Source organism: Limnohabitans sp. WS1 (genome assembly GCF_003063265.1).
Taxonomy (GTDB): Bacteria; Pseudomonadota; Gammaproteobacteria; order Burkholderiales; family Burkholderiaceae_C; genus Limnohabitans_A.
Map to the genome: position 1 here is coordinate 180951 of NZ_NERU01000004.1, position 23580 is coordinate 204530.

General features: G+C 58.7%; 23 protein-coding genes. 7 read left to right on the plus strand and 16 right to left on the minus strand.

Going from position 1 to position 23580, the window contains the following annotated elements; genetic code table 11:
- Positions 1–100: 100 nt before the first annotated feature.
- The 4 genes from rlmD to surE form a co-directional block, all read right to left on the minus strand.
- The gene (rlmD, locus tag B9Z48_RS07925; RefSeq protein ID WP_108377750.1) at positions 101–1537 is read right to left on the minus strand and encodes a 23S rRNA (uracil(1939)-C(5))-methyltransferase RlmD; all 1437 of its coding nucleotides are present in this window, start codon (positions 1535–1537) and stop codon (positions 101–103) included.
- Between the two features lie 164 nt (positions 1538–1701).
- Complete coding sequence (locus tag B9Z48_RS07930; protein ID WP_233261053.1) at positions 1702–2427, minus strand: peptidoglycan DD-metalloendopeptidase family protein; 726 nt, start codon at positions 2425–2427, stop codon at positions 1702–1704.
- A gap of 119 nt (positions 2428–2546) precedes the next feature.
- Positions 2547–3233, minus strand: a complete 687-nt coding sequence (locus B9Z48_RS07935) for a protein-L-isoaspartate(D-aspartate) O-methyltransferase (RefSeq protein ID WP_228769316.1) — start codon at positions 3231–3233, stop codon at positions 2547–2549.
- 155 nt (positions 3234–3388) lie between these two features.
- Positions 3389–4159, minus strand: a complete 771-nt coding sequence (surE, locus tag B9Z48_RS07940) for a 5'/3'-nucleotidase SurE (RefSeq protein ID WP_108377804.1) — start codon at positions 4157–4159, stop codon at positions 3389–3391.
- Positions 4160–4324: 165 nt separating this feature from the next.
- Here surE and B9Z48_RS07945 point away from each other — a divergent pair, with 165 nt between their 5' ends.
- Positions 4325–5299: an NADPH:quinone oxidoreductase family protein gene (locus B9Z48_RS07945; RefSeq protein WP_108377752.1), complete on the plus strand. Its 975-nt coding sequence runs from the start codon at positions 4325–4327 to the stop codon at positions 5297–5299.
- A gap of 164 nt (positions 5300–5463) precedes the next feature.
- On the opposite strand, the gene parC is transcribed toward B9Z48_RS07945, so the two are convergent.
- The 6 genes from parC to B9Z48_RS07970 form a co-directional block, all read right to left on the minus strand.
- Complete coding sequence (gene parC, locus B9Z48_RS07950) at positions 5464–7845, minus strand: DNA topoisomerase IV subunit A (protein ID WP_108377805.1); 2382 nt, start codon at positions 7843–7845, stop codon at positions 5464–5466.
- An 89-nt stretch (positions 7846–7934) separates the two neighbouring features.
- Entirely contained in the window at positions 7935–8111 is a 177-nt protein-coding gene (locus B9Z48_RS21545) for a hypothetical protein (RefSeq protein WP_158273235.1), read from the minus strand.
- A complete protein-coding gene (locus B9Z48_RS07955; protein WP_108377753.1) occupies positions 8108–8701 on the minus strand; it encodes a plasmid pRiA4b ORF-3 family protein in 594 nt (197 codons plus the stop codon). Before B9Z48_RS07955 ends, B9Z48_RS21545 begins: the two co-directional genes overlap by 4 nt.
- Positions 8702–8721: 20 nt before the next feature.
- On the minus strand, positions 8722–9159 hold the full coding sequence (locus B9Z48_RS07960) for a type II toxin-antitoxin system VapC family toxin (protein ID WP_108377754.1): 438 nt from the start codon (positions 9157–9159) through the stop codon (positions 8722–8724).
- Entirely contained in the window at positions 9156–9392 is a 237-nt protein-coding gene (locus B9Z48_RS07965; protein WP_108377755.1) for an AbrB/MazE/SpoVT family DNA-binding domain-containing protein, read from the minus strand. Before B9Z48_RS07965 ends, B9Z48_RS07960 begins: the two co-directional genes overlap by 4 nt.
- 76 nt (positions 9393–9468) lie before the next feature.
- A complete protein-coding gene (locus B9Z48_RS07970; protein ID WP_108377756.1) occupies positions 9469–11451 on the minus strand; it encodes a DNA topoisomerase IV subunit B in 1983 nt (660 codons plus the stop codon).
- 101 nt (positions 11452–11552) lie between these two features.
- Here B9Z48_RS07970 and B9Z48_RS07975 point away from each other — a divergent pair, with 101 nt between their 5' ends.
- The 4 genes from B9Z48_RS07975 to bamC all read left to right on the plus strand — a co-directional run bounded on the left by B9Z48_RS07975 (position 11553) and on the right by bamC (position 15597).
- A complete protein-coding gene (locus tag B9Z48_RS07975; protein WP_089961012.1) occupies positions 11553–12764 on the plus strand; it encodes an MFS transporter in 1212 nt (403 codons plus the stop codon).
- Positions 12765–12899: 135 nt separating this feature from the next.
- Complete coding sequence (locus tag B9Z48_RS07980) at positions 12900–13445, plus strand: bifunctional 2-polyprenyl-6-hydroxyphenol methylase/3-demethylubiquinol 3-O-methyltransferase UbiG (RefSeq protein ID WP_089961014.1); 546 nt, start codon at positions 12900–12902, stop codon at positions 13443–13445.
- Positions 13446–13558: 113 nt separating this feature from the next.
- Positions 13559–14455: a 4-hydroxy-tetrahydrodipicolinate synthase gene (gene dapA, locus B9Z48_RS07985; RefSeq protein WP_108377757.1), complete on the plus strand. Its 897-nt coding sequence runs from the start codon at positions 13559–13561 to the stop codon at positions 14453–14455.
- Between the two features lie 20 nt (positions 14456–14475).
- Complete coding sequence (bamC, locus tag B9Z48_RS07990; protein WP_233261054.1) at positions 14476–15597, plus strand: outer membrane protein assembly factor BamC; 1122 nt, start codon at positions 14476–14478, stop codon at positions 15595–15597.
- 91 nt (positions 15598–15688) lie between these two features.
- Here the strand turns inward: bamC and B9Z48_RS07995 are convergent, their stop codons facing one another.
- Both B9Z48_RS07995 and B9Z48_RS08000 read right to left on the minus strand, forming a co-directional pair.
- A complete protein-coding gene (locus B9Z48_RS07995; protein ID WP_089961026.1) occupies positions 15689–15889 on the minus strand; it encodes a hypothetical protein in 201 nt (66 codons plus the stop codon).
- A 187-nt stretch (positions 15890–16076) separates the two neighbouring features.
- On the minus strand, positions 16077–17213 hold the full coding sequence (locus tag B9Z48_RS08000; protein WP_108377806.1) for a cupin domain-containing protein: 1137 nt from the start codon (positions 17211–17213) through the stop codon (positions 16077–16079).
- An 86-nt stretch (positions 17214–17299) separates the two neighbouring features.
- Here B9Z48_RS08000 and B9Z48_RS08005 point away from each other — a divergent pair, with 86 nt between their 5' ends.
- A complete protein-coding gene (locus B9Z48_RS08005; protein WP_089961029.1) occupies positions 17300–17833 on the plus strand; it encodes a peptidylprolyl isomerase in 534 nt (177 codons plus the stop codon).
- Positions 17834–17928: 95 nt separating this feature from the next.
- Here the strand turns inward: B9Z48_RS08005 and dut are convergent, their stop codons facing one another.
- The 4 genes from dut to B9Z48_RS08025 all read right to left on the minus strand — a co-directional run bounded on the left by dut (position 17929) and on the right by B9Z48_RS08025 (position 21747).
- Positions 17929–18378 (minus strand): dUTP diphosphatase, encoded by a 450-nt coding sequence (gene dut / locus B9Z48_RS08010; protein WP_089961033.1) that lies wholly within the window; start codon positions 18376–18378, stop codon positions 17929–17931.
- 97 nt (positions 18379–18475) lie between these two features.
- Entirely contained in the window at positions 18476–19690 is a 1215-nt protein-coding gene (gene coaBC / locus B9Z48_RS08015; RefSeq protein WP_108377759.1) for a bifunctional phosphopantothenoylcysteine decarboxylase/phosphopantothenate--cysteine ligase CoaBC, read from the minus strand.
- A 130-nt stretch (positions 19691–19820) separates the two neighbouring features.
- Positions 19821–21047: an MFS transporter gene (locus tag B9Z48_RS08020; RefSeq protein WP_233261055.1), complete on the minus strand. Its 1227-nt coding sequence runs from the start codon at positions 21045–21047 to the stop codon at positions 19821–19823.
- A complete protein-coding gene (locus B9Z48_RS08025; protein ID WP_233261056.1) occupies positions 21040–21747 on the minus strand; it encodes a DUF2239 family protein in 708 nt (235 codons plus the stop codon). Before B9Z48_RS08025 ends, B9Z48_RS08020 begins: the two co-directional genes overlap by 8 nt.
- A gap of 171 nt (positions 21748–21918) precedes the next feature.
- On the opposite strand from B9Z48_RS08025, the gene B9Z48_RS08030 reads away from it, so the two are divergent.
- The gene (locus tag B9Z48_RS08030; protein WP_108377809.1) at positions 21919–23565 is read left to right on the plus strand and encodes a CTP synthase; all 1647 of its coding nucleotides are present in this window, start codon (positions 21919–21921) and stop codon (positions 23563–23565) included.
- The last annotated feature ends 15 nt before the right edge of the window (positions 23566–23580 follow it).

Sequence of the window (23580 nt, forward strand, 5' to 3'; positions counted from 1 at the left end):
CGGACCCGCATGCCGGGTGGTGTGGCAGGGGCGGCTGCGAAAATCGCGGCCCCCCTATGCCGATCGGCAGGCAAGTGGGTCACTGCCCGTCAAAGAGTCTTCAGGCCAACTCAAACACCGCCATGCTCTCCACATGGGCCGTGTGCGCAAACATGTTGATGACCCCTGCAGCCACGCAGCGGTAACCGGCGCGGTGCACCAAAATGCCCGCATCCCGGGCCAGTGTGGCGGGGTTGCAGCTCACATACACAATGCGCTGGGGTGGTGTCCAGCCTTGGCGCAGGTCCTGGTTTTCGTGCAGCTCGGCCAGCGCTTTGCTCAGGGCAAAGGCACCTTCGCGCGGCGGGTCCACCAGCCACTTGTCGGCGGTGCCGTCGGCCACCAGCATCTCGGGCGTCATCTCGAACAAATTGCGCGCCACAAACTGCGTTGGGGCCAAGGTCTGACCTTCGGGCCGAGTAGCTTGGTTGCAGGCGTAGTTGTCGCGTGAACGTGCCACCAGGGTCTCGGCCCCTTCAATGCCCAACACCTCGCCCGCTTGCGTGGCGAGCGGCAAGGTGAAGTTGCCCAGGCCGCAGAACCAGTCAATGACCCGCTCGGTCTTTTGCGCTTGCAGCAGGCGCAAGGCACGGGCCACCAGCACGCGGTTGATGAAGGGGTTGACTTGGGTGAAATCGGTGGGTCGAAATGGCATGGTGATGCCAAAGTCGGGCAAACCATAACTGAGCTGTGCCCCACCCTCATCCAGCAAATGCACCGTGTCCGGGCCTTTTGGCTGCAGCCACCATTGCACCTGGTGCTCGGCGGCAAATGCACGCAGCAGGGCTTTGTCGCCCTCGCCCAAGGGTTCCAGGTGGCGCAGGACCAAGGCCGTGACCTCGTCGCCACAGGCCAACTCCAGCTGGGGCAGTGTTTCGCGGGCCTCCATCTGCCCAATCAAGGCACGCAAAGGCAGCAGCATCCGACTGACATGCGGCGGCAGCACATGGCACACTTTCATGTCGGCGATGTAGCGGCTTTTGCGCTCGTGGAAACCAATCAGCACTTCGCCTTTTTTGATCACGTAGCGCACCGACAGGCGGGCGCGGTAGCGGTAGCCCCAAGTCGGCCCCTCGATGGGGCGCAGCATGGTTTCGGCTTTGACTTTGCCCAGGTGCCACAGGTTGTCTTCGAGCACGCGTTGCTTGATGGCCACTTGGGCCGATGCCTCCAGGTGCTGCATCTTGCAACCGCCGCAGGCCCCCGCATGCAGGCCGAAATGCGGGCAACCAGGCCGCACGCGCTGGGAGGACTCGTGGTGGATCTGGGTGACGGTGCCCTGCTCCCAGTTGTTCTTTTTGCGGTGCACGTTGACCGAGACCAGCTCAAAAGGCAAAGCGCCTTCAATGAACACGACTTTGCCGTCAGGGCGACGGGCGATGCCTTGGGCATCCATGTCCAGGGAGCCCACACGCAGCCAACCCTCGGGCAGGTCGGCGCTGGAGTGGCTGGGTTCGTCGGCGTGGGCTTGGGATAGGGAAATGTCTGGATCGCTCATCCCCTGATTGTCTCAGGATGTGAAGCACCCTTGATGGGGCTGCGTCATACTTTTGATGGGATACAGCCAATCCAACAAGAAAGGGAAAAGCACTGGTGAGGCCACATCAATGCCGCTACCGGGGCGAAGACTTTCTTCTGTTGGCGGGTCAATGCATGGACGCTTCAGCGACTGGGCAAATACTTGGCTGGATCGACAGGTTTTCCTTGGCGGCGAATCTCGAAATGGAGTTTGACGCGGTCAGCATCGGTTTTGCCCATTTCGGCGATTTTTTGCCCTTTATTGACCTTTTGATCTTCCTTGACCAACAAAATTTGATTGTGAGCGTATGCACTCAAAAAAATGTTGTTGTGCTTCAAGATGATCAAGTTGCCGTAACCTCGCAAACCCGCACCTGCATACACAACATGGCCGTCTGCGGCGGCCAAAACCGGATCGCCCGCTTTGCCGCCAATGTCAAGACCCTTGTTTTTCACATCATCAAAACCAGCGAGTAAATTTCCACTGGCGGGCCAGATGAACCCCAGCCCATCGTCATTGCCCGTTGTTGTAGAGGTGCCTGCAACTGGCAAAGGCGGGGAAGCAGCAGGTTTGCTGGCCACCACCTCGGCACTGCCGCCAATCGGTTGGACAACAACACCTTTGGCTTCCACAGAAGCCCCTGGCGGCAGGACACGCAAAACCTGGCCCACCTCGATCAGGTGGGCATTGGACAAACTGTTCCAACGCACCAAATCGCGCCATGACTGACCATGGTCCAAGGCAACCCGTGTCAGGGTGTCCCCTTTTTGTACGGTGTAGTACCCCGGTTTGCCCGCATTTTCAGCACCGGGCAAAGTCGACGCAATAAGCGCAGGAACGGGGGCACTCCTGACAGTGACGCCCTGCATGCGGTCTTCCACTGGCGCAGGTGCGCGTGGTGAAGCAGAGCATCCGACCAAAATCAAAGCGGTCAGACAAGTCCAAAATCGACGGGGTAAGGCGTTGAATATCATCCGAGCTCAATCATTTATTCGACCCCTGATTTTAGAGGAACAAAGTGAACAGCTTCCAAAACCTGCCGTTCGTAGCCTGAAGCCGTTTTCTCAACGACCAGCAATGCCTGGTGACCCGCGGGCGTCATGGTTGGGGCCACCAATCGAGCACCAACAGCCAACTGATCCAGCCATGCCGCAGGCACTTGGTCACCACCTGCCGCAGAAATAATCCCCGCATAGGGTGCCCCCTTGGGATAGCCTTGCATGCCATCACCGAAGATCAAGTGAACATTGGGCAGACGAAAGGGCCGTAAATGCTCTTTGGCTTGTTCATGCAAACCTCGGACACGCTCGATGCTGTAAACCTCGCTGGCCATGTGGCTCAGGACTGCGGCCTGATAACCACAACCCGTTCCAATTTCCAGCACACGACCCAGACGTCCGTTTGCACCATGACGCAACAACTCGATCATGCGAGCAACCACATTGGGCTTGGAAATCGTTTGCCCAAAACCAATGGGCAAACTGGTGTCCTCGTAGGCTTGGTTGGCCAATGCTGACGCCACAAATAGATGGCGATCAACCCGCCCCAGGGCCTGCAATACCCAAGGGTCTTGCAGGCCCTGCTCTGCCAATTTACTCACCATCCGCGCGCGCACTGCGCTTGAATCCAGCCCTAAACCGGTCGTCACGGGCAGTCCATGGGGGGCGTAAGTCATCGACTGAGTGCGAACATTCGGGGTCATTGCCCCCGTCCTTAAACTCAGATTGCGCTCCGGCTGGCCTGCACCCAACTTGGACTGCACTGCACGCCCATGATCTGGCTCTGCGCCGCCCGAAGATCGCCACTTGGCGGGGAAACCCGGGCGCTCTTTCATGCGGATGTCCGGTGAAAAATGTCTTTGCACGATTGCGACCAAGAAGACAAGTTGTCATGGTCACTCAGGTCCACTTTCAGGGGCGTGACGACCACATGGCCCAATTGAGCGGAATGAAAATCTGTTCCTTCACTGTCATCCATGGCCGGACCGGCATTGCCAATCCAGTACATTGTTTGACCACGAGGATCGACTTGTGTGATCACGGGCTCGGCAGCATGCCTTCGCCCCAATCGGCAAACAATGGGGGGCTTGATTTGTTCAAATGGCAAGTTGGGAATGTTCACATTCAAGAGCCAAGGCTGCTGGTCAAGCAGCGCCCCCATCATCATTTTCTGGACCATGTTTTGAACAGTCTGGGCGGCCGCACTCAAATGCTCCCAGCCTTTGTTGATTTGCGAAACAGCCATCGCCGGAATACCAAATAGGTAAGCCTCCATGGCTGCGCCCACCGTTCCTGAATAAATCGTGTCGTCCCCCATATTTGCACCATTGTTGATGCCCGAGATCACCAGATCAGGCTTGTAACCCAACAGGCCCGTCAAAGCAATGTGCACACAGTCTGCAGGTGTGCCATTGACGTATCTGAAGCCATTTTCAGCGCGGTTCACGTAAAGAGGGGTGTGCAAAGTCAAAGCATTTGATTTGGCACTGTTGTTGTGTTCAGGCGCAACAACCTCAACATCTGCTATTTTTTTCAAGGATTCGTACAAAGCCACAATGCCTTCGGCTCGGAAACCATCGTCGTTTGAAATCAGAATTTTCATGTGAATTTTTTGAGGTTGAACCATTGTAGGCCTGCTGCAGCCATCGGTCGCCAATTGGCGTTTGACAGGGTGCTTCACCTCGGGGTCGCTCGGGGGACACGAAACGATACGCTCCATTCCCTAAGATCAAATGCTTTGTTGAACTTGATGATCTGGAGAGATTGAATGCAAGCATGGCTTTGTGAAAACCCTGTGGGAGTCGATGCCCTGAACTGGAAAGAGCTGCCCACACCGCAACCGGGCCCAGGCCAGGTGCTGATTCAAATTCAAGCAGCAAGCCTGAATTTTCCAGACCTCTTGATTGTGCAGAACAAATACCAAATGAAGCCCGAACTTCCGTTTGTACCGGGTTCGGAGTATGCGGGCACCATTGAGGCTGTAGGCGAAGGGGTCAAGCATCTTGTTGTAGGTCAGTCGGTTGCCTGTTTATCAGGCACCGGAGGCTTTGCCACACACACATTGGCACCGGCAAAGTTATGCCTGCCCTTACCGGATGGGTTTTCGGCCACGGATGGGGCTGCATTCATCATGACCTATGCCACCTCGCACCACGCCTTGGTCGACCGTGCGCAGCTGAAAGCAGGCGAAACCGTTTTGATTTTGGGTGCCGCAGGTGGCGTTGGCACTGCGGCCATTCAGATTGCAAAAGCCATGGGGGCCAAAGTCATTGCGGCGGCGTCCACCGACGAAAAATGCGCTTTGTGCACCTCATTAGGGGCAGACGAGACCATCAATTACAGCCAACAAAACTTGCGTGAAGCCTTGAAAGAACTCACTCAAGGACGCGGGCCAGATGTGATTTACGACCCTGTCGGGGGAGAACTGGCAGAACCCGCTTTTCGCTCAATTGCGTGGCGTGGTCGTTATCTGGTTGTAGGGTTTGCGGGGGGGCCCATCCCATCATTGCCCTTGAATCTGCCTTTGCTCAAAGGCGCATCACTGGTTGGTGTTTTTTGGGGTGATTTCGCCCGACGCGAACCCCAAGCCAATGTGGCAATGATGGCCGAGTTGAGTCAATGGTACGCCCAAGGAAAAATCAAACCTGTCTTGGATCGGACCTTGCCCATGAGCGAACTCAAGGCAGCTTACACCCTGATGGGATCGCGCAGTGTCAAAGGCAAATTGGTCATGGTCAATTGACATTTTTGCGCTGGTCAAGGTTGGCACCCGAAAGATGCCCCCCTGCAAAGAACTGTCCCCAAACACCGTGCCCAAAGCTGTGGACAAGTGCAGGGACAAGCCGCCAAAGCCCCGCCCCGCAAGGGCTGGCGGGGTGTGCTTAAAAAAGCATCACTGCGCCCGGATCACTCCACCCGCGTCACCCGGTTCGGCTTGAAGCCCAAGTCCGCCACTTTGCCTTTTTTGGCGCGAGCGGTTTTGGCGTTGTTCAGGCTACGGATTTCCAGCGTTTCTTCGCGCTCTTTGCCGCCTCGGCCAATGCCGGCGATCTTGACGCTGCGGGTGTAAGCCGCTGCGCCCGCGAGGGTGTCTTTGGCTTCCAGGTCGATGAGCATCAGGCCACGGCCCCCTTTTTCCATGGTCTTGAGTTCGCTGATCTCAAAGGTCAGCACGCGACCGCCTGTGCTGGCGCAGCAGACGCTGGTGGCGGCTGGCATGGCTTGTTTGTCGGCAGGCACGGTGGCGCTGGAGCCGCTCACATGGCTGGGGGCGCAGACGGTTTCGCCCTCGCCCAGGCTGATGAAGGCCTTGCCCGCTTTGTTGCGCGAAATCATGTTCTCGACCGAGGCCATGAAGCCATAGCCGCCAGAGCCGCTGAGCAGCAGCGTGGCGTGGGCCGGGCCTGCAAAGTAGTGGGCGGGTTGCGTGCTGGTTTCCAGATCGATGAGGGTGGTGATCGGCTGGCCATCGCCGCGTGCGCCGGGCAAGGTGGCCACGGGCACGCTGTAGATGCGGCCTGTCCCATTTTTGGCCGTGCCAAAGATCAGCAGCGTGTCCACCGTGCGGCACTCAAAGGTGCCATACAGGCCGTCGCCCGCCTTGAAGGCGAAGCTGGTGGCGTCGTGGCCATGGCCCGTGCGGGCACGCACCCAGCCTTTTTCCGACACGACCACCGTCACCGGCTCGTCCACAACCTTGACTTCGGCCACGGCTTTTTTCTCTTCCTGGATCAGGGTGCGGCGTGGGTCGGCAAAGGTTTTGGCGTCGGCTTCGATCTCCTTGATCATCAGGCGGCGCAGTGCGGCGGGGCTGCCCAAAATTTCTTCGAGCTTGCCTTGCTCACCCCGCAGCTCGGTCAGTTCTTGCTCGATCTTGATGGCTTCGAGTCGGGCCAGTTGGCGCAGGCGAATCTCCAGGATGTCTTCGGCTTGGCGGTCGCTGAGCTTGAAGGCTTCGATCAGCGCGGGCTTGGGCTCGTCGCTGTGGCGAATGATGCGGATCACCTCGTCGATGTTCAGCAGCACCAGCTGGCGGCCTTCCAAGATATGGATGCGGTCCAGCACTTTGTTCAAGCGGTGCTGGCTGCGCCGGGTGATGGTGGTCTGGCGGAAGCTGATCCACTCGACCAGCATCTGGCGCAGCGACTTTTGAATCGGCTTGCCGTCAATGCCCACCGAAGTCATGTTGATGGGCGCAGACGTTTCGAGGCTGGTGTGGGCCAGCAAGGCGGTGATGAGTTCGCTCTGTTCGATGCGGCTGGTCTTGGGCTCGAACACCAGGCGCACGGCGGCGTCTTTGCTCGATTCGTCACGCACCACATCCAGCACAGCCAGCATGCTGGCCTTGAGCTGCATCTGGTCGGTGCTGAGCGCTTTTTTACCGGCTTTGACTTTGGGGTTGGTGAGTTCTTCGATCTCTTCGAGCACGCGCTGCGAGCTGACGCCTTGCGGCAACTCGGTCACCACCAGCTGCCATTGGCCACGGGCGAGTTCTTCGATCTTCCAGCGGGCGCGCACTTTGAGGCTGCCGCGTCCCGTCCGGTAGGCGTCGGCGATGTCGCTGGCCGGGCTGATGATCTGGCCGCCACCGGGGTAGTCGGGGCCAGGGATGATGGCCATCAACTCGCTGTCGCTCAGCTTGTCGTTTTTGATCAAGGCCACGCAGGCGTCGGCCACTTCGCGCAGATTGTGGCTGGGAATCTCGGTGGCCAGGCCCACGGCAATGCCGCTGGCGCCATTCAGCAAACTGAACGGCAAGCGGGCGGGCAGCTGGCGCGGCTCTTCGGTGGAGCCGTCGTAGTTGGGGATGAAGTCCACCGTGCCCATGTCGATCTCGTCGAGCAGCAAGCTGGTGATGCGCGACAGCCGCGCTTCGGTGTAACGCATGGCGGCCGCGCCGTCGCCGTCGCGCGAGCCAAAATTGCCCTGGCCGTCGATCAGCGGGTAGCGCTGCGAAAAGTCCTGCGCCATGCGCACCAGGGCGTCATACGCCGCCGTGTCGCCGTGCGGGTGGTAACGACCTAGCACATCGCCCACCACACGGGCGCTTTTAACGGGCTTGGCGGCGGTGTTGTTGTTCGGGCCGCTGTACGACAAACCCATGCGGTCCATCGAGTACAAAATGCGGCGCTGCACCGGCTTTTGGCCGTCACACACATCGGGCAAGGCACGGCCTTTAACGACGCTCAATGCGTATTCCAAATAGGCCCGCTGGGCGTAGGCGCCCAGGTGGTCACCTTCGGGGGCGGCGGGTTGAAGTGAAGCTTCAGGGGTCAGCAAATCGGTCATTTTTTTCTGCGAATTATTGGTTTTGCGTTGGGGTGTGGCGGGGGGTTGTGCGGGCTTTGATTTGCCGGGTGGTAAAAAGTGACTGCCCATCACTTGTGCGCCTGCACGCTCAAACCCGTCCACTCTTGGTGAATGTTGTGGGTCAGCACCTGCACCACATCCACCACAGAGCAATACCACTTCTCTTGCGCGGCATCCCCATGCGAGCGCACGCAGGTGGACTCAAACAGTTTGACAGCTTGGGATGCCTGAGTGTGCAAATTCATTTGACTCGGCGCGATTTGGGCTGCAACTTGGTCACCGCTTTTTGCAGTGCCTCAAAGTCCAGCCAGCCGGGTTCATGCTCACCAAACATGTCCAGCGCCACAGCGTGCTCTGCGTGGGCTTTGTCGTACCAGACACCGGCCCAGTACTCTGCCCCACCAGGGCCACCGCAGTCTTCGGGTGGGCAACCGTTTTGCGCTTTGAGCAAGTGCGGCAGCGGGGTGTCGGTCTCCACCACTGCCTTGAGGGTGATGACGTGCTCCCAGTCGTCGCCAAAGTCATACAAATAAAGCAGTTTGTCTTTGGGTGCGGCCATCACGTCTTGAAGTTTGAAACGTGATTCGTTGTTGGACGGTTCGCCCCAGTTGTCGGCATAGGGCTTTTCAAAGCGGCGGTTGGCCTGCACCCTGTAATAGCGTTCGCTTTTCAGAGGCACAGCAAAACCATGCATGTGCACATCTTCCCAGCCCATGGCGGCCTGGATCAGTTTGTGAAACTTGGGCAAAGGCGTGGCCGGATCGACCAGCACATCGCGGTAAATAGCAGGTTTGAAATCGCGCAATTCAATGCGCAGTTGGTATGCCAAAGTCATGGGCGATTGAAGCTCAGGGTTTAGGGAACGAGCACCTTGGGCACCCAACCTTTTGCAGTGGCCCGCTTGGCAAAGCCTTTGGCATCAAAGGTGACCAGCACATCGCAATGTCGGCTGCTGGCGTGGTGCAAGGCATCGGCAAAGTCGAAACCTTGGCTCAAGGCATTGCAGGCACTTTGCAAGGCTTGGCGGTCTTGCATTTGCACCTGGGGCATGCTGAGCAAGTGGTTGAACACCTTGGCCACCGTGCGTGCCTCCAGTTTGTAGAACCCACGCAAAACCCACTCCAACGCCAAGGCCACGGTGGTGGCCACGAAGAGGGGTTTGCCACTCTCGAGCAAGGCACGGGCATGCTCACATTGGAGCGCCGTGGCGGCATCGGTTTGCTCGGCCTGCACGTAGTAACGCGCCAACACATTGGTGTCCAACGCCGTCAGCTGCGAGGTGCGTTGCTTCATGGCTTGAGCGCTTGGGCAGCATCCCAATCGGCTGCCACGTGCGGCCCCTTGACTTTGACCATGCCAAAACCGGGTTGGGGCGACTTTTTGGCAGGGACTGCGGGGCGCAAGGTGATACAAGTGGCGTCGGCGCTGAGGTCAAACGTCACCGCTTGCCCCGGCATCAAGCCCAGTTGCTGGCGCAGAGCTTGCGGAATGGTGACTTGGCCTTTGCTTGTCAGTGTGGAAAGCATGGTGGACCTCCGGGTTGATCTGGGTGCGGGTGAAAGCACCATTGCATTGTATTACCTGGTAAGAATTAACACCGATTTACACATCGATCTCAATCGAGTCACCATGCAGCTCCATCAGCTCGCGGCGGGCGGCGGCTTCGCCTTTGCCCATGAGTTGGGTCATGAGGTTTTCGGTGCCGGCGTTGTCCAGCGGGCCCAACTCGATGGGCAGCAGGCGGCGCGTGTCGGGGTTGAGCGTGGTGTCCCACAGCTGCTCGGCGCTCATCTCGCCCAAGCCCTTGAATCGGCTGATGCTCCAGCCGCCTTCTTTCACGCCGTCTTTGCGCAGCTTGTCGATGATGGCGGTGAGCTCGCCCTCGTCCAGCGCATAGGCTTTGGACGCCGGCTTTTTGCCGCGTGCAGGTGCATCCACCCGGAACAACGGGGGCCTGGCCACATACAAATGACCGGTTTCGATGAGCTTGGGGAAATGGCGGAAGAACAGCGTGAGCAGCAGCACCTGAATGTGCGAGCCGTCCACGTCCGCGTCGGACAAGATGCAGACCTTGCCGTAGCGCAGGTTGCTCATGTCGGGGTTGTCGTTCGGACCGTGCGGGTCCACGCCAATGGCCACCGAGATGTCATGGATTTCGTTGTTGGCAAACAAGCGGTCGCGGTCGACTTCCCAGGTGTTGAGCACCTTGCCGCGCAGGGGCAAGATGGCCTGGCTTTCTTTGTTGCGGCCCATTTTGGCGCTGCCTCCGGCCGAGTCGCCCTCGACCAAAAACACCTCGTTGTGCAGGATGTCCTTGCTTTCGCAGTCGGTCAGCTTGCCGGGCAGCACGGCCACACCCGAACTCTTGCGCTTTTCAACTTTTTGGCCCGCTTTTTGGCGGGTTTGTGCGGCCTTGATGGCCAGCTCGGCCAGTTTTTTGCCGTAGTCCACATGCTCGTTCAGCCATAACTCCAAAGCCGGGCGCACAAAGCTCGACACCAAACGCACCGCGTCGCGCGAGTTCAGGCGTTCCTTGATCTGGCCCTGAAACTGGGGGTCCAGCACTTTGGCGCTCAGCACGTAGCTGGCGCGGGCAAACACGTCTTCGGGCATGAGCTTGACGCCCTTGGGCAACAAGCCATGCAGCTCGATGAAGCTTTTGACGGCGGTGAACAGGCCGTCGCGCAAGCCGCTGTCGTGCGTGCCGCCTGCGCTGGTGGGTATCAGGTTGACGTAGCTTTCACGCACCGGCGCACCGTCTTCCGTAAAGGCCACGGCCCACGAGGCGCCCTCGCCTTCGGCAAAGCTGTCGTTGTTGCCGTCGGCAAAGCCTTCGCCTTCAAACAGCGGGATGACGGGCTCACCGTTGAGCGTTTGCGTCAGGTAGTCGCGCAAGCCCGCCTTGAATTGCCATTGCTGGGTTTCTTTGGTTTTCTCGTTGACCAAGGTCACCGTTACGCCCGGCATGAGCACGGCTTTGCTGCGCAGCAGGTGCGTCAGCTCGTTCATGGGCAGGTTGCTGGACTCAAAGTATTTGGCGTCGGGCCACGCACGAACGGTCGTGCCTTGTTTGCGGTCACCCGCGCCTGTGGCTCGGCTCACCAGCGGCTCGGTCACGTCGCCGCCCGAAAACACCAAGGTGGCCACTTGACCTTCGCGGTAACTGGTGGCTTCTAGCCGTTTGGACAGCGCGTTGGTCACCGACACACCCACGCCGTGCAGGCCGCCCGAGAAGCTGTAGGCGCCGCCCTTGCCCTTGTCGAACTTGCCGCCCGCATGCAAGCGGGTGAAGACCAGTTCGATCACGGGGGCTTTTTCTTCGGGGTGCATGCCAAAGGGGATGCCCCGACCATCGTCTTCGATGCTGACAGAGCCATCCAAGTGCAGGATGACCTTGATCTTTTTGCCGTAACCCGCCAGCGCCTCGTCGGCGGCGTTGTCCAGCACCTCTTGAATGATGTGCAGGGGGTTGTCGGTGCGGGTGTACATGCCCGGGCGTTGCTTGACGGGCTCCAGACCTTTGAGAACTCGAATCGAGCCTTCGGAGTATTCGCTGGAGGTTTTGACAGTTGTTTGGGTGGCCATGGTGGCGGATTGTAGTGGGATTTGTGCAAGCTTACTGGATGCATAGACAGTGGTTTTGACTTGCTACCGGGAACGCCAAGGAGATTGGTTAAAGTCGGGGGATGCAACACAAACCCCTTTCACTGACCCAGGTGCTGATTTGCGGCGCGGCCATCGTCACCCTCTCCATGGGCATTCGCCACGGCTTTGGCCTGTGGCTTCAGCCCATCACCCAAACTCAAGGCTGGGGCCGCCAAGAATTTGGCTTTGCCATGGCCATCCAGAATTTGGCCTGGGGTTTTATGGGTATTTTTGCAGGGATGCTGGCCGACAAGTTTGGCGCATTCCGCGTCATCACGGCCGGGGCCTTGCTCTATGGATTGGGGCTCATGGGCATGGCCCAGGCCCAAACGCCCTGGATGTTTGCGCTCTTCACAGGCGTCATCATCGGCACTGCGCAGGCGGGCACCACCTACGCCGTGATTTATGGCGTGATCGGGCGCAATGTGCCGGCCGAGCGTCGTTCATGGGCCATGGGCATTGCGGCAGCGGCCGGCAGCTTCGGGCAGTTTTTGATGGTGCCGGTGGAAGGCATGCTGATCAGCCAAGCGGGTTGGCAAAACGCCCTGATGATTTTGGCCGCCGCCACCGTGCTGATCATTCCACTGGCATGGGGGCTGCGCGAGCCGGCTTTGCATGCTGCGGGCCAGGTCAAACGTGAGCAGACCATCCTCCAGTCGCTGAAAGAAGCCTTCAAGTACCCAAGTTTTCAGCTGCTGATGGCGGGCTACTTTGTGTGCGGCTTTCAGGTGGTGTTCATTGGGGTGCACATGCCCAGCTACCTGAAAGACCACGGCATGGCACCCCAAGTGGCCAGTTATGCGCTGGCCCTGATTGGTCTGTTCAACGTGGTGGGCACCTACATTGCGGGCACCATGGGCCCACAAATTCCCAAAAAGCACATCCTGGCCACCATTTACATCTCGCGCTCGGTGGCGATCACGCTGTTTTTGCTGGTGCCACTGTCGCCCACCAGCGTTTACATCTTTTCGGCCGTGATGGGATTGCTGTGGCTGTCCACCGTACCGCCCACCAACGCAGCAGTGGCGCACATTTTTGGCGTGGCGCATTTGTCCATGCTCAGCGGTTTCATCTTTTTCGGCCACCAGATCGGCTCCTTCATGGGCGTGTGGCTGGGTGGTTATTTGTACGACAAGACCGGCAGCTACGACATCGTTTGGTACTTGGCCATTGCGCTGGGCGTGTTGGCTGCGCTGGTGAACTTGCCGGTGCGTGAGAGCCCCATCGTGCGTGCATCCCCCCAAACCGCATGAGCACCCGAAGCACCCTTTGGCTGCTCGCAGCCTTGATGTTGGCCATCACCTTCGGGCTGTACGCCCAACCCGATGTGGTGCTGATGCTGGCCGACCAATTGTGGTCGTGTTTTTAACTTTACCCTTTGACTGAACATGCACGGTACCGAAAACCCCTCTGCCTGGGTCCAACGCTGGTCCCACCTCATTGCCCCGGGCAGCACCGTGCTCGATGTGGCCTGCGGCGCGGGTCGTCACATGCGCCATCTGTCCGCCCTGGGACACCGCGTTACCGGGGTGGACCGCAACCCCGAAGCGGTGGCAATAGCCCAAGCCAGTGGCTCGGTCATTTGCGCCGACATTGAAAACGGCCCATGGCCCTTTGCCGGGCAAACATTTGGCTGCGTGGTGGTGACCCATTACCTGTGGCGTGCGCTGCTGCCCACCCTCGTGAGCACTGTGGCCCCCGGGGGGGTTCTGATTTACGAAACCTTTGCGGCAGGCAACGAAAGCGTGGGCAAACCGTCGCGGCCTGACTTTTTGCTGCAGCCCGGCGAACTTCTACAAGCCACTGTTGGCTTGCGCACAGTGGCTTACGAAGACGGTTTCGAGTCTTCGCCAGACCGTTTTGTGCAGCGCATTGTGGCCGTGCGAGCCGGGGCATCCGGTGCCATCGAACGCTGGCCCTTACAAGCTGCTTGAAACCCTGCCCGCCTCGCGCCTTGGCATGTCTTGGCACCTGTGCAGGGTTTGCAAAGCTGCAAGTGACTGGCACTCGTTAGAATGATCTTTTTTCCTGCTCAGAAACACCTGACATGACCACCGAATTTCGCCCTATCCGTGGCAGCATTCCTGCCCTGATCACACCGATGCTTGCCAATGGCAATGTGGACTACCCCACTTTGCGAAAACTGATCGACTGGCATGTTGCCGAAGGCACAGACGCCATCGTGGTGGTCGGCACATCAGGCGAATCGCCCACTGTGACCGTGGACGAGCACTGTGAAATCATCCGTGTCTCCGTCGAACAAGCGGCCAAACGCATCCCGATCATTGCCGGTTGTGGAGCCAACTCCACTGCTGAAGCGATCAATCTGGCCAAATTTGCACACAAAGTTGGCGCTGACGCACAGCTGCAAGTGGTGCCCTATTACAACAAGCCCACCCAAGAAGGCCTCTACCAGCACTTCAAAGCCATCGCCGAGGCTGTGCCCGAGTTGCCCGTGATTTTGTACAACGTGCCAGGCCGCACCGTGGCCGATCTCCAGCACGAAACCGTGCTGCGACTGGCCCAGGTGCCCGGCATCATCGGCATCAAGGAAGCGACCAGCAACATTGAGCGTGCCCAGTGGCTCATTCGTGAAGTGCCCAAAGAATTTGCTGTGTTTTCTGGCGACGACGCCACCGCTGTGGCTCTGATGCTGTGCGGCGGTGCCGGCAACATCAGCGTGACCGCCAACGTCGCGCCTCAGCTCATGCATAAACTGTGCATGGCCGCAACCCGTGGTGATGTGAAAGAAGCCATGCGCATCCAGTTCCAACTGCTGCCTGTGCACAAAAACTTGTTTGTTGAAGCCAACCCCATCCCTGTCAAATGGGCCATGCAACGCATGGGGCTGAGCGGCCCGACTTTGCGCCTGCCCATGACGGAACTGTCTGCGGCCCAACACCCAGTGGTTGAAGCAGCACTCCACGCCGCCGGCCTGATTTGATGAGCACCTCAAGGATGTTTGTGAACACCACCCCTTTCCTTACCCTTTCCTCCATCCCCTTTAAGCGGACAGCCAGCATCCTGTCCTTGGCGGCCTTGCTGAGCGCATGTGCGGCACTCGAAGAGGACAAGATCAACTACAAAAGCGCGGCCAAAGCCCCGACCCTTGAAGTCCCCCCCGATTTGACGCAATTGCGCAAGGAATCGCGTTACGCCATCGAAAGCACATCGGCCACGGCCTCTGGTTTCCAAAATGCAGGTTCGCGGGTCGTTGACTCAGGTACCGCAACCAACACCTTGGGCAATGTCCGCCTGGAGCGCCAAGGCAATCAACGCTGGTTGGTAGCAGCCATGCCCGCAGACAAGCTTTGGGAGCCTTTGCGCGAATTTTGGTCGAGCAATGGCTTCACTTTGGTCACTGACTCGCCTGAACTGGGCATCATGGAAACAGATTGGGCTGAAAATCGCGCCAAAATTCCACAAGACTTCATCCGAAGAACCTTGGGGAAAGTGTTGGAATCACTGTATTCCTCAGGCGAGCGTGACAAGTTTAGAACCCGTATCGAGCGCAACGCGCAAGGTGGCGTCGAGATTTACATCACACACCGAGGCATGGCCGAAAATTACACCAACGCCCAAAAAGACCAGACAGTTTGGCAACCTCGCGCTTCCGATCCTGAGTTGGAGATTGAGTTCTTGCGTCGACTGATGGTCAAACTGGGGACTTCGCCAGAAGCAGCCAAAGCCGCTGCAACGGCAGCCAACCCCGTCAGCCAAAGTGCCACCATCGGCGTGACCCAGGGCCAAGCGTCCATCACCTTGATTGACACCCTTGACCGTGCATGGCGTCGTACAGGTGTTGCGCTTGATCGCAGCGGTTTCACCGTGGAAGACCGCGATCGTGCCAATGGCTTGTATTTTGTTCGCTACGTTGCAGCAGGTAAAACCGCCGAGCAACCTGGCTTCTTCAGTCGGATCTTCAGCAGCAAAACTGAACTCTCGACTTTGGCTCGTTACCGCATCAGTGTGACGGGCTTGTCAGCAGATCAAAGCGTGATTCGCATTCTGACCTCTGAGGGCAAACCTGCCAGCAAGGAAGATGCCGAGCGCATTTTGAATTTGATTGCTCCGCAATTGCGATAAGCCAAGATTCAATCAGCCAAAAAAAACCCCGCAATGCGGGGTTTTTTGATGGGCAACCTGACTCAACATCAGGCGCTCAAACTGAGCCAGATTACTTGGCTGCAGATGCGTCAGCAGCAGGAGCGGCAGCGGGTGCAGCAGCAGCAGAGGCATCAGCCGCTGGGGCGGCAGGAGCGGCAGCTGGTGCAGCAGCAGCAGGTGCGGCTGCAGGAGCAGCAGCTTCTTCTTTTTTGCCGCAAGCGGACAAAGCTGCAGCGGCGATGATGGCGGCCAGAACGAGAGACTTGTTCATTTTGATTTTCCTGATGTAAGGATGGATGAGAAAACAATTTCCGGAAATTGTCACAACAACTTTTGAGGGATGTCGGACCGAGACAAAAGCACTCGAGCTCTTTTGTACTCAGCCTACGATTATAGCGTTTTCCCTTAATTGTTTTCCCTTTGCCTTCACCAAACTGACAAAGCAAGCGTAAAAAAGCTCAAAGTGGATGATTCTGTCGCGGGTAAAGCCATCCAGCGAGCGCCCAATCGACCAAAGCCTCTTTGGCATTTTTACTTAAACTTCTCCATGCAGGCCCTGAAAGTTCTCGCAAATCAGCCAACGCACGCAAATTCATCGCATCTTTTCCGGCCACCCGAAAGCTCTCCCCATTGATGAAAATATGACGCTCGTCGTACATCATTTTGGTGCGGCGATCCAATTGCACGCCAACCGACAAGTCGGGTTCGTCCTCTACAGGGTCAAACCATACCTGTGCCTTGGGTTCGGTCAGGTATTCGCCCAGCAAGCTGTCGATCAAATGAGGGTTATTCAAAGCCTTGGCGATGGCCTGCCGTGCAAAATCACCCAATTGAGGCGGCATGGCTGCAGGGGCAATGGCAGCAGGCTGCTTCGGGTCACGGTACAGCGCATCGCCCACACCATCAAAGGCCTCATCGGCCAAGCCGAGCAGCAACTCACGGGCCAACTCGCCTTCTTGCGGTGATCGAAAACCAATCGACCAGGTCATGCATTCGCCTTGCGCGATGCCGTCGTGCGCATATTTGGGCGGCAGATACAGCATGTCGCCGGGGTTGAGCACAAACTCTTCTTCAGCTTCAAAATTTTGCAAAATCTTGAGCGGCACGCCCGGCTGCAGGCTCAAGTCTTTTTGACGCCCGATGCGCCATTTGCGCTGGCCGTGGGCTTGCAGCAAAAACACGTCGTAACTGTCAAAGTGCGGCCCCACGCCACCACCGTCGGTGGCGTAACTGATCATCACATCATCGAGCCGTGCATCGGGCACAAAGCGAAACTGCTGCATCAGCGCGTGCACGCCATCGTGGTGCAAGTCCACGCCTTGCACCAGAAATGTCCATTTTTTCTGACTGAAAGGCGGCAAGCTGCGCTTGAGCAAAGGGCCATGCTTCATCTTCCAGCCTTTGTCCGAGTCGATGATCAGGCGCGACTCAACCCCCTCCTCGCCCGCCAAAGCCACCAGTTCGGCGCGGCCCACACAGGGCGAAAAACCCGGGATGGCATTGCGCACCAGCAAAGGCTTTTTCTGCCAATAGCGCTTCATGAATTGGCTGGGTGTCAGGCCGCCTAAAAGGGCCAAGGGTTGTTCTGTGTTCATGGGTTGGTTCCTTTGAGGCCAACAATGCGCGGCCTCTTCAAAGCACAAGCGGCCAAAACCGGCCGCCAAACTGCGACAATTGTCCTATGGAAATCAAGACACCTTCTGTGGTCGCACTGACCTGGACACTCAAAGACACGCTGGGCGAAGTTCTGGACACCCTGGACGAGCCCGTTGAATTTTTCATTGGCGGCAAAGATTTGCTGCCCAAGATCGAAGAAGCCCTGCAAGGCCACGAAAAAGGCGCCAAGGTCGACCTGCACCTGGAGCCCGAAGACGCCTTTGGCGACTTTGATGAAAACCTGCTGTTTCTGGAACCGCTTGCGCTGTTTCCTGAAGGCTTGGAAGAAGGTCTGACCATTGAAGGAACCGCCTTGCCCGCAGGATGCCATCCCGACGCGCCGCGCAATGTGCTGTACACCGTGACCGAAATCTATCCCGAGCATGTGGTGCTGGACGGTAACCACCCGCTGTCGGGCATTGCCCTGCGCCTGAGCCTCAAGGTGGAATCGGTGCGCGAGCCCACCGAAGCCGAAGTGGGCAGCGGCAGCTGCGGCACCGGGTTCTTCAAAATCGAAGTTGGTGATGAAGGCCTGCCCACCGGGCCTACTTTGCACTGATCCATCAGGACAATTCCGACAGAGGCATGTCGGCGGTTTCCGCTAAGACATACACCGGTCCATCAAAAGCCGTTGTCGGACTCTTCACCCCGACCTTATTGTTTGCCGGTAGAGCCGTAACCGCCCTCACCGCGCTCGCTGGGCGCATCAAATTCACTCACCAGGTTGAACGTGGCCTGCACCACCGGCACGATGACCATCTGCGCGATGCGCTCCATCGGCTCAATGGTGAAGGCCACATCGCTGCGGTTCCAGGCGCTGACCATGAGCTGGCCTTGGTAATCGCTGTCAATCAAGCCCACCAAATTGCCCAGCACGATGCCGTGCTTGTGGCCCAAACCGGAGCGCGGCAACAGCATGGCCGCATAACCGGGGTCTTTCAGGTGCACCGCAATGCCCGTGGGCACCAATTGCCAAGCGTTGGGTTGCAGGGTCAAAGGAGCGTCAAGACATGCACGCAAATCCAGCCCGGCACTGCCAGGCGTGGCATAGGCGGGCAGCTGATCGGCCATGCGGGCGTCGATGATTTTGAGGTCGATGTTCATGTGGGGTTGAGCGTATGGGGTTGGGCGTTGGGCGTACAGGGCTGGACGTTGGCTTCAGTTTTTTCGCTGAACACTGAACGCCGCGCCCTGAAAAGACTTAGCGGTTCAAACGGGTGGCGATGTCAGCAATCAAGCCCACAGCCAGCGTCTGCTTGCTGGCGTGCGGCATTTCGCGGGCACCAGTTTCATCCACCAGCAGCAAGGCATTGTCGTCTTGACCGAAGGTGGCCGGGCCAATATTACCCACCAACAGCGGCACGCCCTTTCGGATGCGCTTGGCCGTGGCATGGGCCAGCAAATCGTGACTTTCGGCAGCGAAACCCACACAAAACAATTCACCCGACTCGGCACGGGGCGAGTGCGCTACCGTGGCCAAAATATCCGGGTTTTCCACAAAACTCAGCTGAGGGGTCTGTCCCGATCCGTCTTTCTTGATTTTTTGGTCGGCCGAATTCGCGGGACGCCAATCGGCCACAGCCGCTGTAGAAATGAACACGTCGGCCTTATCCACATGCAGCGCCACCGCGTCCAGCATCTGGCGGGCTGACTGGACATTCACACGCTCAACGCCCCTGGGCGTTGGCAAATGCACAGGCCCTGCCACCAGCGTGACCTGGGCACCGGCCATGTTCGCTGCACGGGCAATCGCAAAACCCATCTTGCCACTCGACAAATTGGTAATGCCGCGCACCGGGTCAATGGCTTCGTAGGTCGGCCCGGCCGTGACCAGCACTTGCTTGCCCGCCAGCACCTTAAGCGTGAAAAACGCCTCGAGTTCTTCCAGAATTTCATCGGCTTCAAGCATGCGCCCGTCGCCTGTTTCGCCACAGGCCTGGTCGCCCTGCCCCACGTCCAGCACATGGATGCCGTCGGCCTTGAGCTGAGCCACATTGCGCTGCGTGGCGGGGTTGGACCACATTTCGCGGTTCATGGCCGGGGCCACGATCAGCGGCACCTTGTCCAGCGGCCGAGCCAAACACATGAGGCTGAGCAATTCGTCGGCACCCCCATGCAGCAGCTTGGACATGAAGTCGGCACTGGCCGGGGCTACCACAATCGCATCGGCCTCGCGACTCAGGTTGATGTGGGCCATGTTGTTGGCCTCGCGCGGGTCCCACTGCGAGGTGTAGACCGGCCGACCTGACAAGGCCTGCATGGTGACGGCCGTCATGAATTGCTCGGCCGCCTCGGTCATCACCACTTGCACGGTGACGCCCGCCTTGATCAAAGCCCGGCAGAGTTCAGCCGACTTGAAGGCCGCGATGCCACCCGACAAGCCCAGAACGATGTGTTTTCCACTCAATGTACTCATGAGGGGAAATGTATCAGAGCGGTCACTCGACATTGTTCACGGACAAGGCACAAAAGCCTCGCTGCACAGCAAGGTGCCTGCCCACCCCCACAATGACTTGCCCAAAGCCTGCGGACCGACCGCAAAAAACTCAGTGAAGGCGTCGATGCCTGCGCAAATGCATCACCGCCAGCGCCAGCGACGCCACCTGCAAGACCGCGCAAAAGAAGAACGGTGCGCCAATGCGCCAGTCACCTTGCGGCAAGTGCGACACCATGGCCAACAAGGGCGCGCCCAGCATGGGGGCCACCACGGCCATCAAACTGCTCAGCGCACTGACCGCGCCCATGGTCTGGCCCTGGCTCTTGCTGTCGGCGGCCGACGAAATCATGCTTTGCACCGAGGCATTCACCGTGCCACCCAGCAAGTTGAAGGCAATCACCGCGTACATCATCCAGCCCTCGGTGGCCGCGCCCCACAGCGTGTAGGCGATGACCGACGACACCAGGCCCATGATGGCCAGCTTGGGCGGCGCATAGCGCTTGAGCAAACGGCCCATCAAGACGCCTTGCACCAGCACGGCCACAATGCCCACCACGGCCAGTGACCAGCCGTTTTCACTGGGCCCCCAGCCAAACTTGAAGCTGTTGTAAAGCACCCAAACCGTGTAGAGCACAAACTGCGCCAAAGCGCTGAACGCCACCACGCCCACCAGCGGCCCCACGCCCTTGAGCTGCCCCAGCTTGCGCAATGAGCTGGCCGGATTGGCCGAGCGCCAGCTGAAGGCTTTGCGCTGCGCGGCGGGCAGCGACTCAGGCAACACAAAGTAGCCATACAAACCATTCAGCAAAGTGAGGCCACCGGCCACATAAAAGGGCAAATGCAAGTCAATCGCGCCCAACAAACCGCCCATCACCGGCCCCACGATGAAGCCCAGCCCCATCATGGCGCCCAGCAAGCCAAAGCGCTTGGCGCGTTGCTCTGGCGCAGAAATGTCGGCCACATAGGCGTTGGCAATGGCCGCGTTGGCCTGCATGGCGCCGCCCAGCGTGCGCACCGCGATCAAGCCCCACAGCGTGGTGCTCATGGCCGTGCCAAAAAAGCTCACGCCCAGGCCCATGAAGCCCAGCAGCAACACCGGCCTGCGCCCATATCGGTCGGACAAAGCGCCCAGCACCGGCGCTGCCAAAAAGTTTGACAGCCCAAACGCCACCGCCGTCACGCCATACCAATAGGCCTGATCGGCCTGGCTGCCGGAAAAACTGCCCACCAGTGCAGGCAGCACCGGAATGATCACGCCAATGGCCGCCATGTCGAGCAACACGGCCAACATGATGAAAGGCATGGCTGCCTCTCGGGAACGAAACTTTTCACGCATGGGGCAACTCCGGGGAATGGGGAACGTCGGAAGGCATCCAGGCCGCTTGGGCCAGGTGCTGCAAATGGATTTGGATGTCTTGCGGCCAAGGTGCCGTCAAGGCCTCAAACCTGGGGCGATCGGCGGCAAACAGGGCGCGGGCGGCTTCTTCAAAGCCTTCCAAGCAGCCCGCCATGGCCGACATGAAGCGGTAAGTGGCCTCTTGCGACAGGCGGCGCTGGTCTTGTGACTGGCTGTCTTTGCGGGCTTGCTCGACCAACTTGCGCAAAGCCACCGAAGCCCCGCCGGGCTGGCTGCTCAGCCAGGCCCAATGGCGCGGCAACAAAGTCACCTCACGCGCCACCACGCCCAGCTTGGGGCGACCCGGGCCTGACTTGGTTGATGCCGTGTCTTCACTGTTGGTGTCAGTGCCAGATGGGTCTGTGGCATGTATCCCGTCAACAGGCTTTGCAATGCCCGCCATCACTGCGGGGTGAGACAGCGCCAACCGATCGAGCACCTCTTGTGGCGTGCCCCGCAAGTCAAAATCCAAAACCTCACTGCTGCACACATCGAATACCAAGAAGCGTGCCAAAGGCCTCGCTTCGCTCGCAATCTTGACCTGCAATGCCACCTGGGCCAGTCCCCCTTGTGCCAAGAAACGGCTGCCTTCAAATGCGATGAATTCTGAGGGGGATGCGTCAAGGTTCAGCGGGCTCAAACGATGGGTCCTGTTCAAAAAATCTAATTATGCCCGGATTAAATTAAATTACCCGGGTAAAAAAACATGACAGCTCCGCGTGGAAACAGAACAGAAACGGGGGAATACCGGGAGCGACTGTCTATAATCACGATTTCCACCTTCCGGGAGCTCATGGCTCCCGTCTTGGACATGACCAAATTTGTCTTCGTCACCGGCGGTGTGGTGTCTTCCCTGGGCAAGGGAATCGCCTCCGCATCGCTCGCCGCCCTCCTTGAATCGCGCGGCCTCTCCGTCACCCTCATCAAGCTCGACCCCTACCTCAACGTCGACCCCGGTACCATGTCGCCCATTCAACACGGCGAGGTGTTTGTCACCGACGACGGCGCTGAAACCGATTTGGACTTGGGCCACTACGAGCGCTTCATCAACACCCGGATGAAGAAGGCCAACAACTTCACCACCGGCCAAATTTACAAAAGCGTGCTTGAAAAAGAGCGCCGTGGCGACTACCTGGGCAAAACCGTTCAGGTCATTCCCCACGTCACCAACGAAATCCAGGACTTTGTCAAGCGTGGCGCTGGTTTTGGCGCGCCCGAAGCGGTCGATGTGGCCATCGTCGAAATTGGCGGCACCGTAGGCGACATCGAGTCCCTGCCGTTTCTGGAAGCCGTGCGCCAACTCAGCTTGCGCCTGGGGCCCAACAACACCGCTTTTGTGCACCTGACTTACCTGCCCTGGATTGCCACCGCAGGCGAGCTCAAAACCAAACCCACGCAGCACACGGTACAAAAACTGCGCGAAATCGGCATCCAGCCCGATGCCCTGCTCTGCCGCGCGGACCGCTACATCCCTGACGACGAACGCGACAAAATTTCGCTGTTCACCAACGTGCAGAGCTGGGGCGTGATCTCCATGCCCGATGTGGACACCATCTACAAAGTGCCCCGCGTGCTGCACGAACAAGGCCTGGACGGCTTGATCTGCGACAAGTTGCGCCTGAACACCCCACCTGCCAACCTCAAGCGTTGGGACGATTTGGTTTATGAAACCGCCAACCCCAAGGGCGAAGTGACCATTGCCATGGTCGGCAAATATGTGGAACTGACCGACAGCTACAAATCGGTCAACGAAGCATTACGCCATGCGGGCATGCGCAACCATGTGCGCGTGAAAATCGAGCACATCGACTCTGAAACCATCACCCCCGAGACCGTGGCCAGCCTGGCCCACTTTGACGGTGTGCTGGTGCCTGGCGGCTTTGGCAAGCGCGGTGTAGAAGGCAAGATCGAAACCGCGCAATACGCACGCACCCACAAAGTACCATATCTCGGCATCTGCCTGGGCATGCAAGTGGCGACCATTGAATACGCTCGTCATGTGGCCGGCATGCAGGACGCCAACAGCACCGAATTCGAGCCCGAGACACCCTTCCCCGTGATCGCCCTGATCAACGAGTGGAAAGACGCCGATGGTTCGATCCAAAAGCGCGATGAAAACTCCGACTTGGGCGGCACCATGCGCCTAGGCGCGCAAAGCTCCGACGTGGCCAAGGGCACGCTGGCGCACCAAATTTATGGCGACGTGGTCACCGAACGCCACCGCCATCGGTATGAGGCCAACGTGAATTACCTGGACGAGCTGCGCCAAGCGGGCTTGGTCATCTCCGCCCTCACCCAGCGCGAACAACTGACCGAAATCGTCGAGCTGCCGCAAAACGTGCACCCCTGGTATGTGGGCGTGCAATTCCACCCCGAATTCAAGTCCACCCCCTGGGATGGTCACCCTTTGTTCAACGCCTTCGTGAAAGCGGCCGTTGAACACAAGTCTGCCGCTTGAAACACCCCCTGAGGA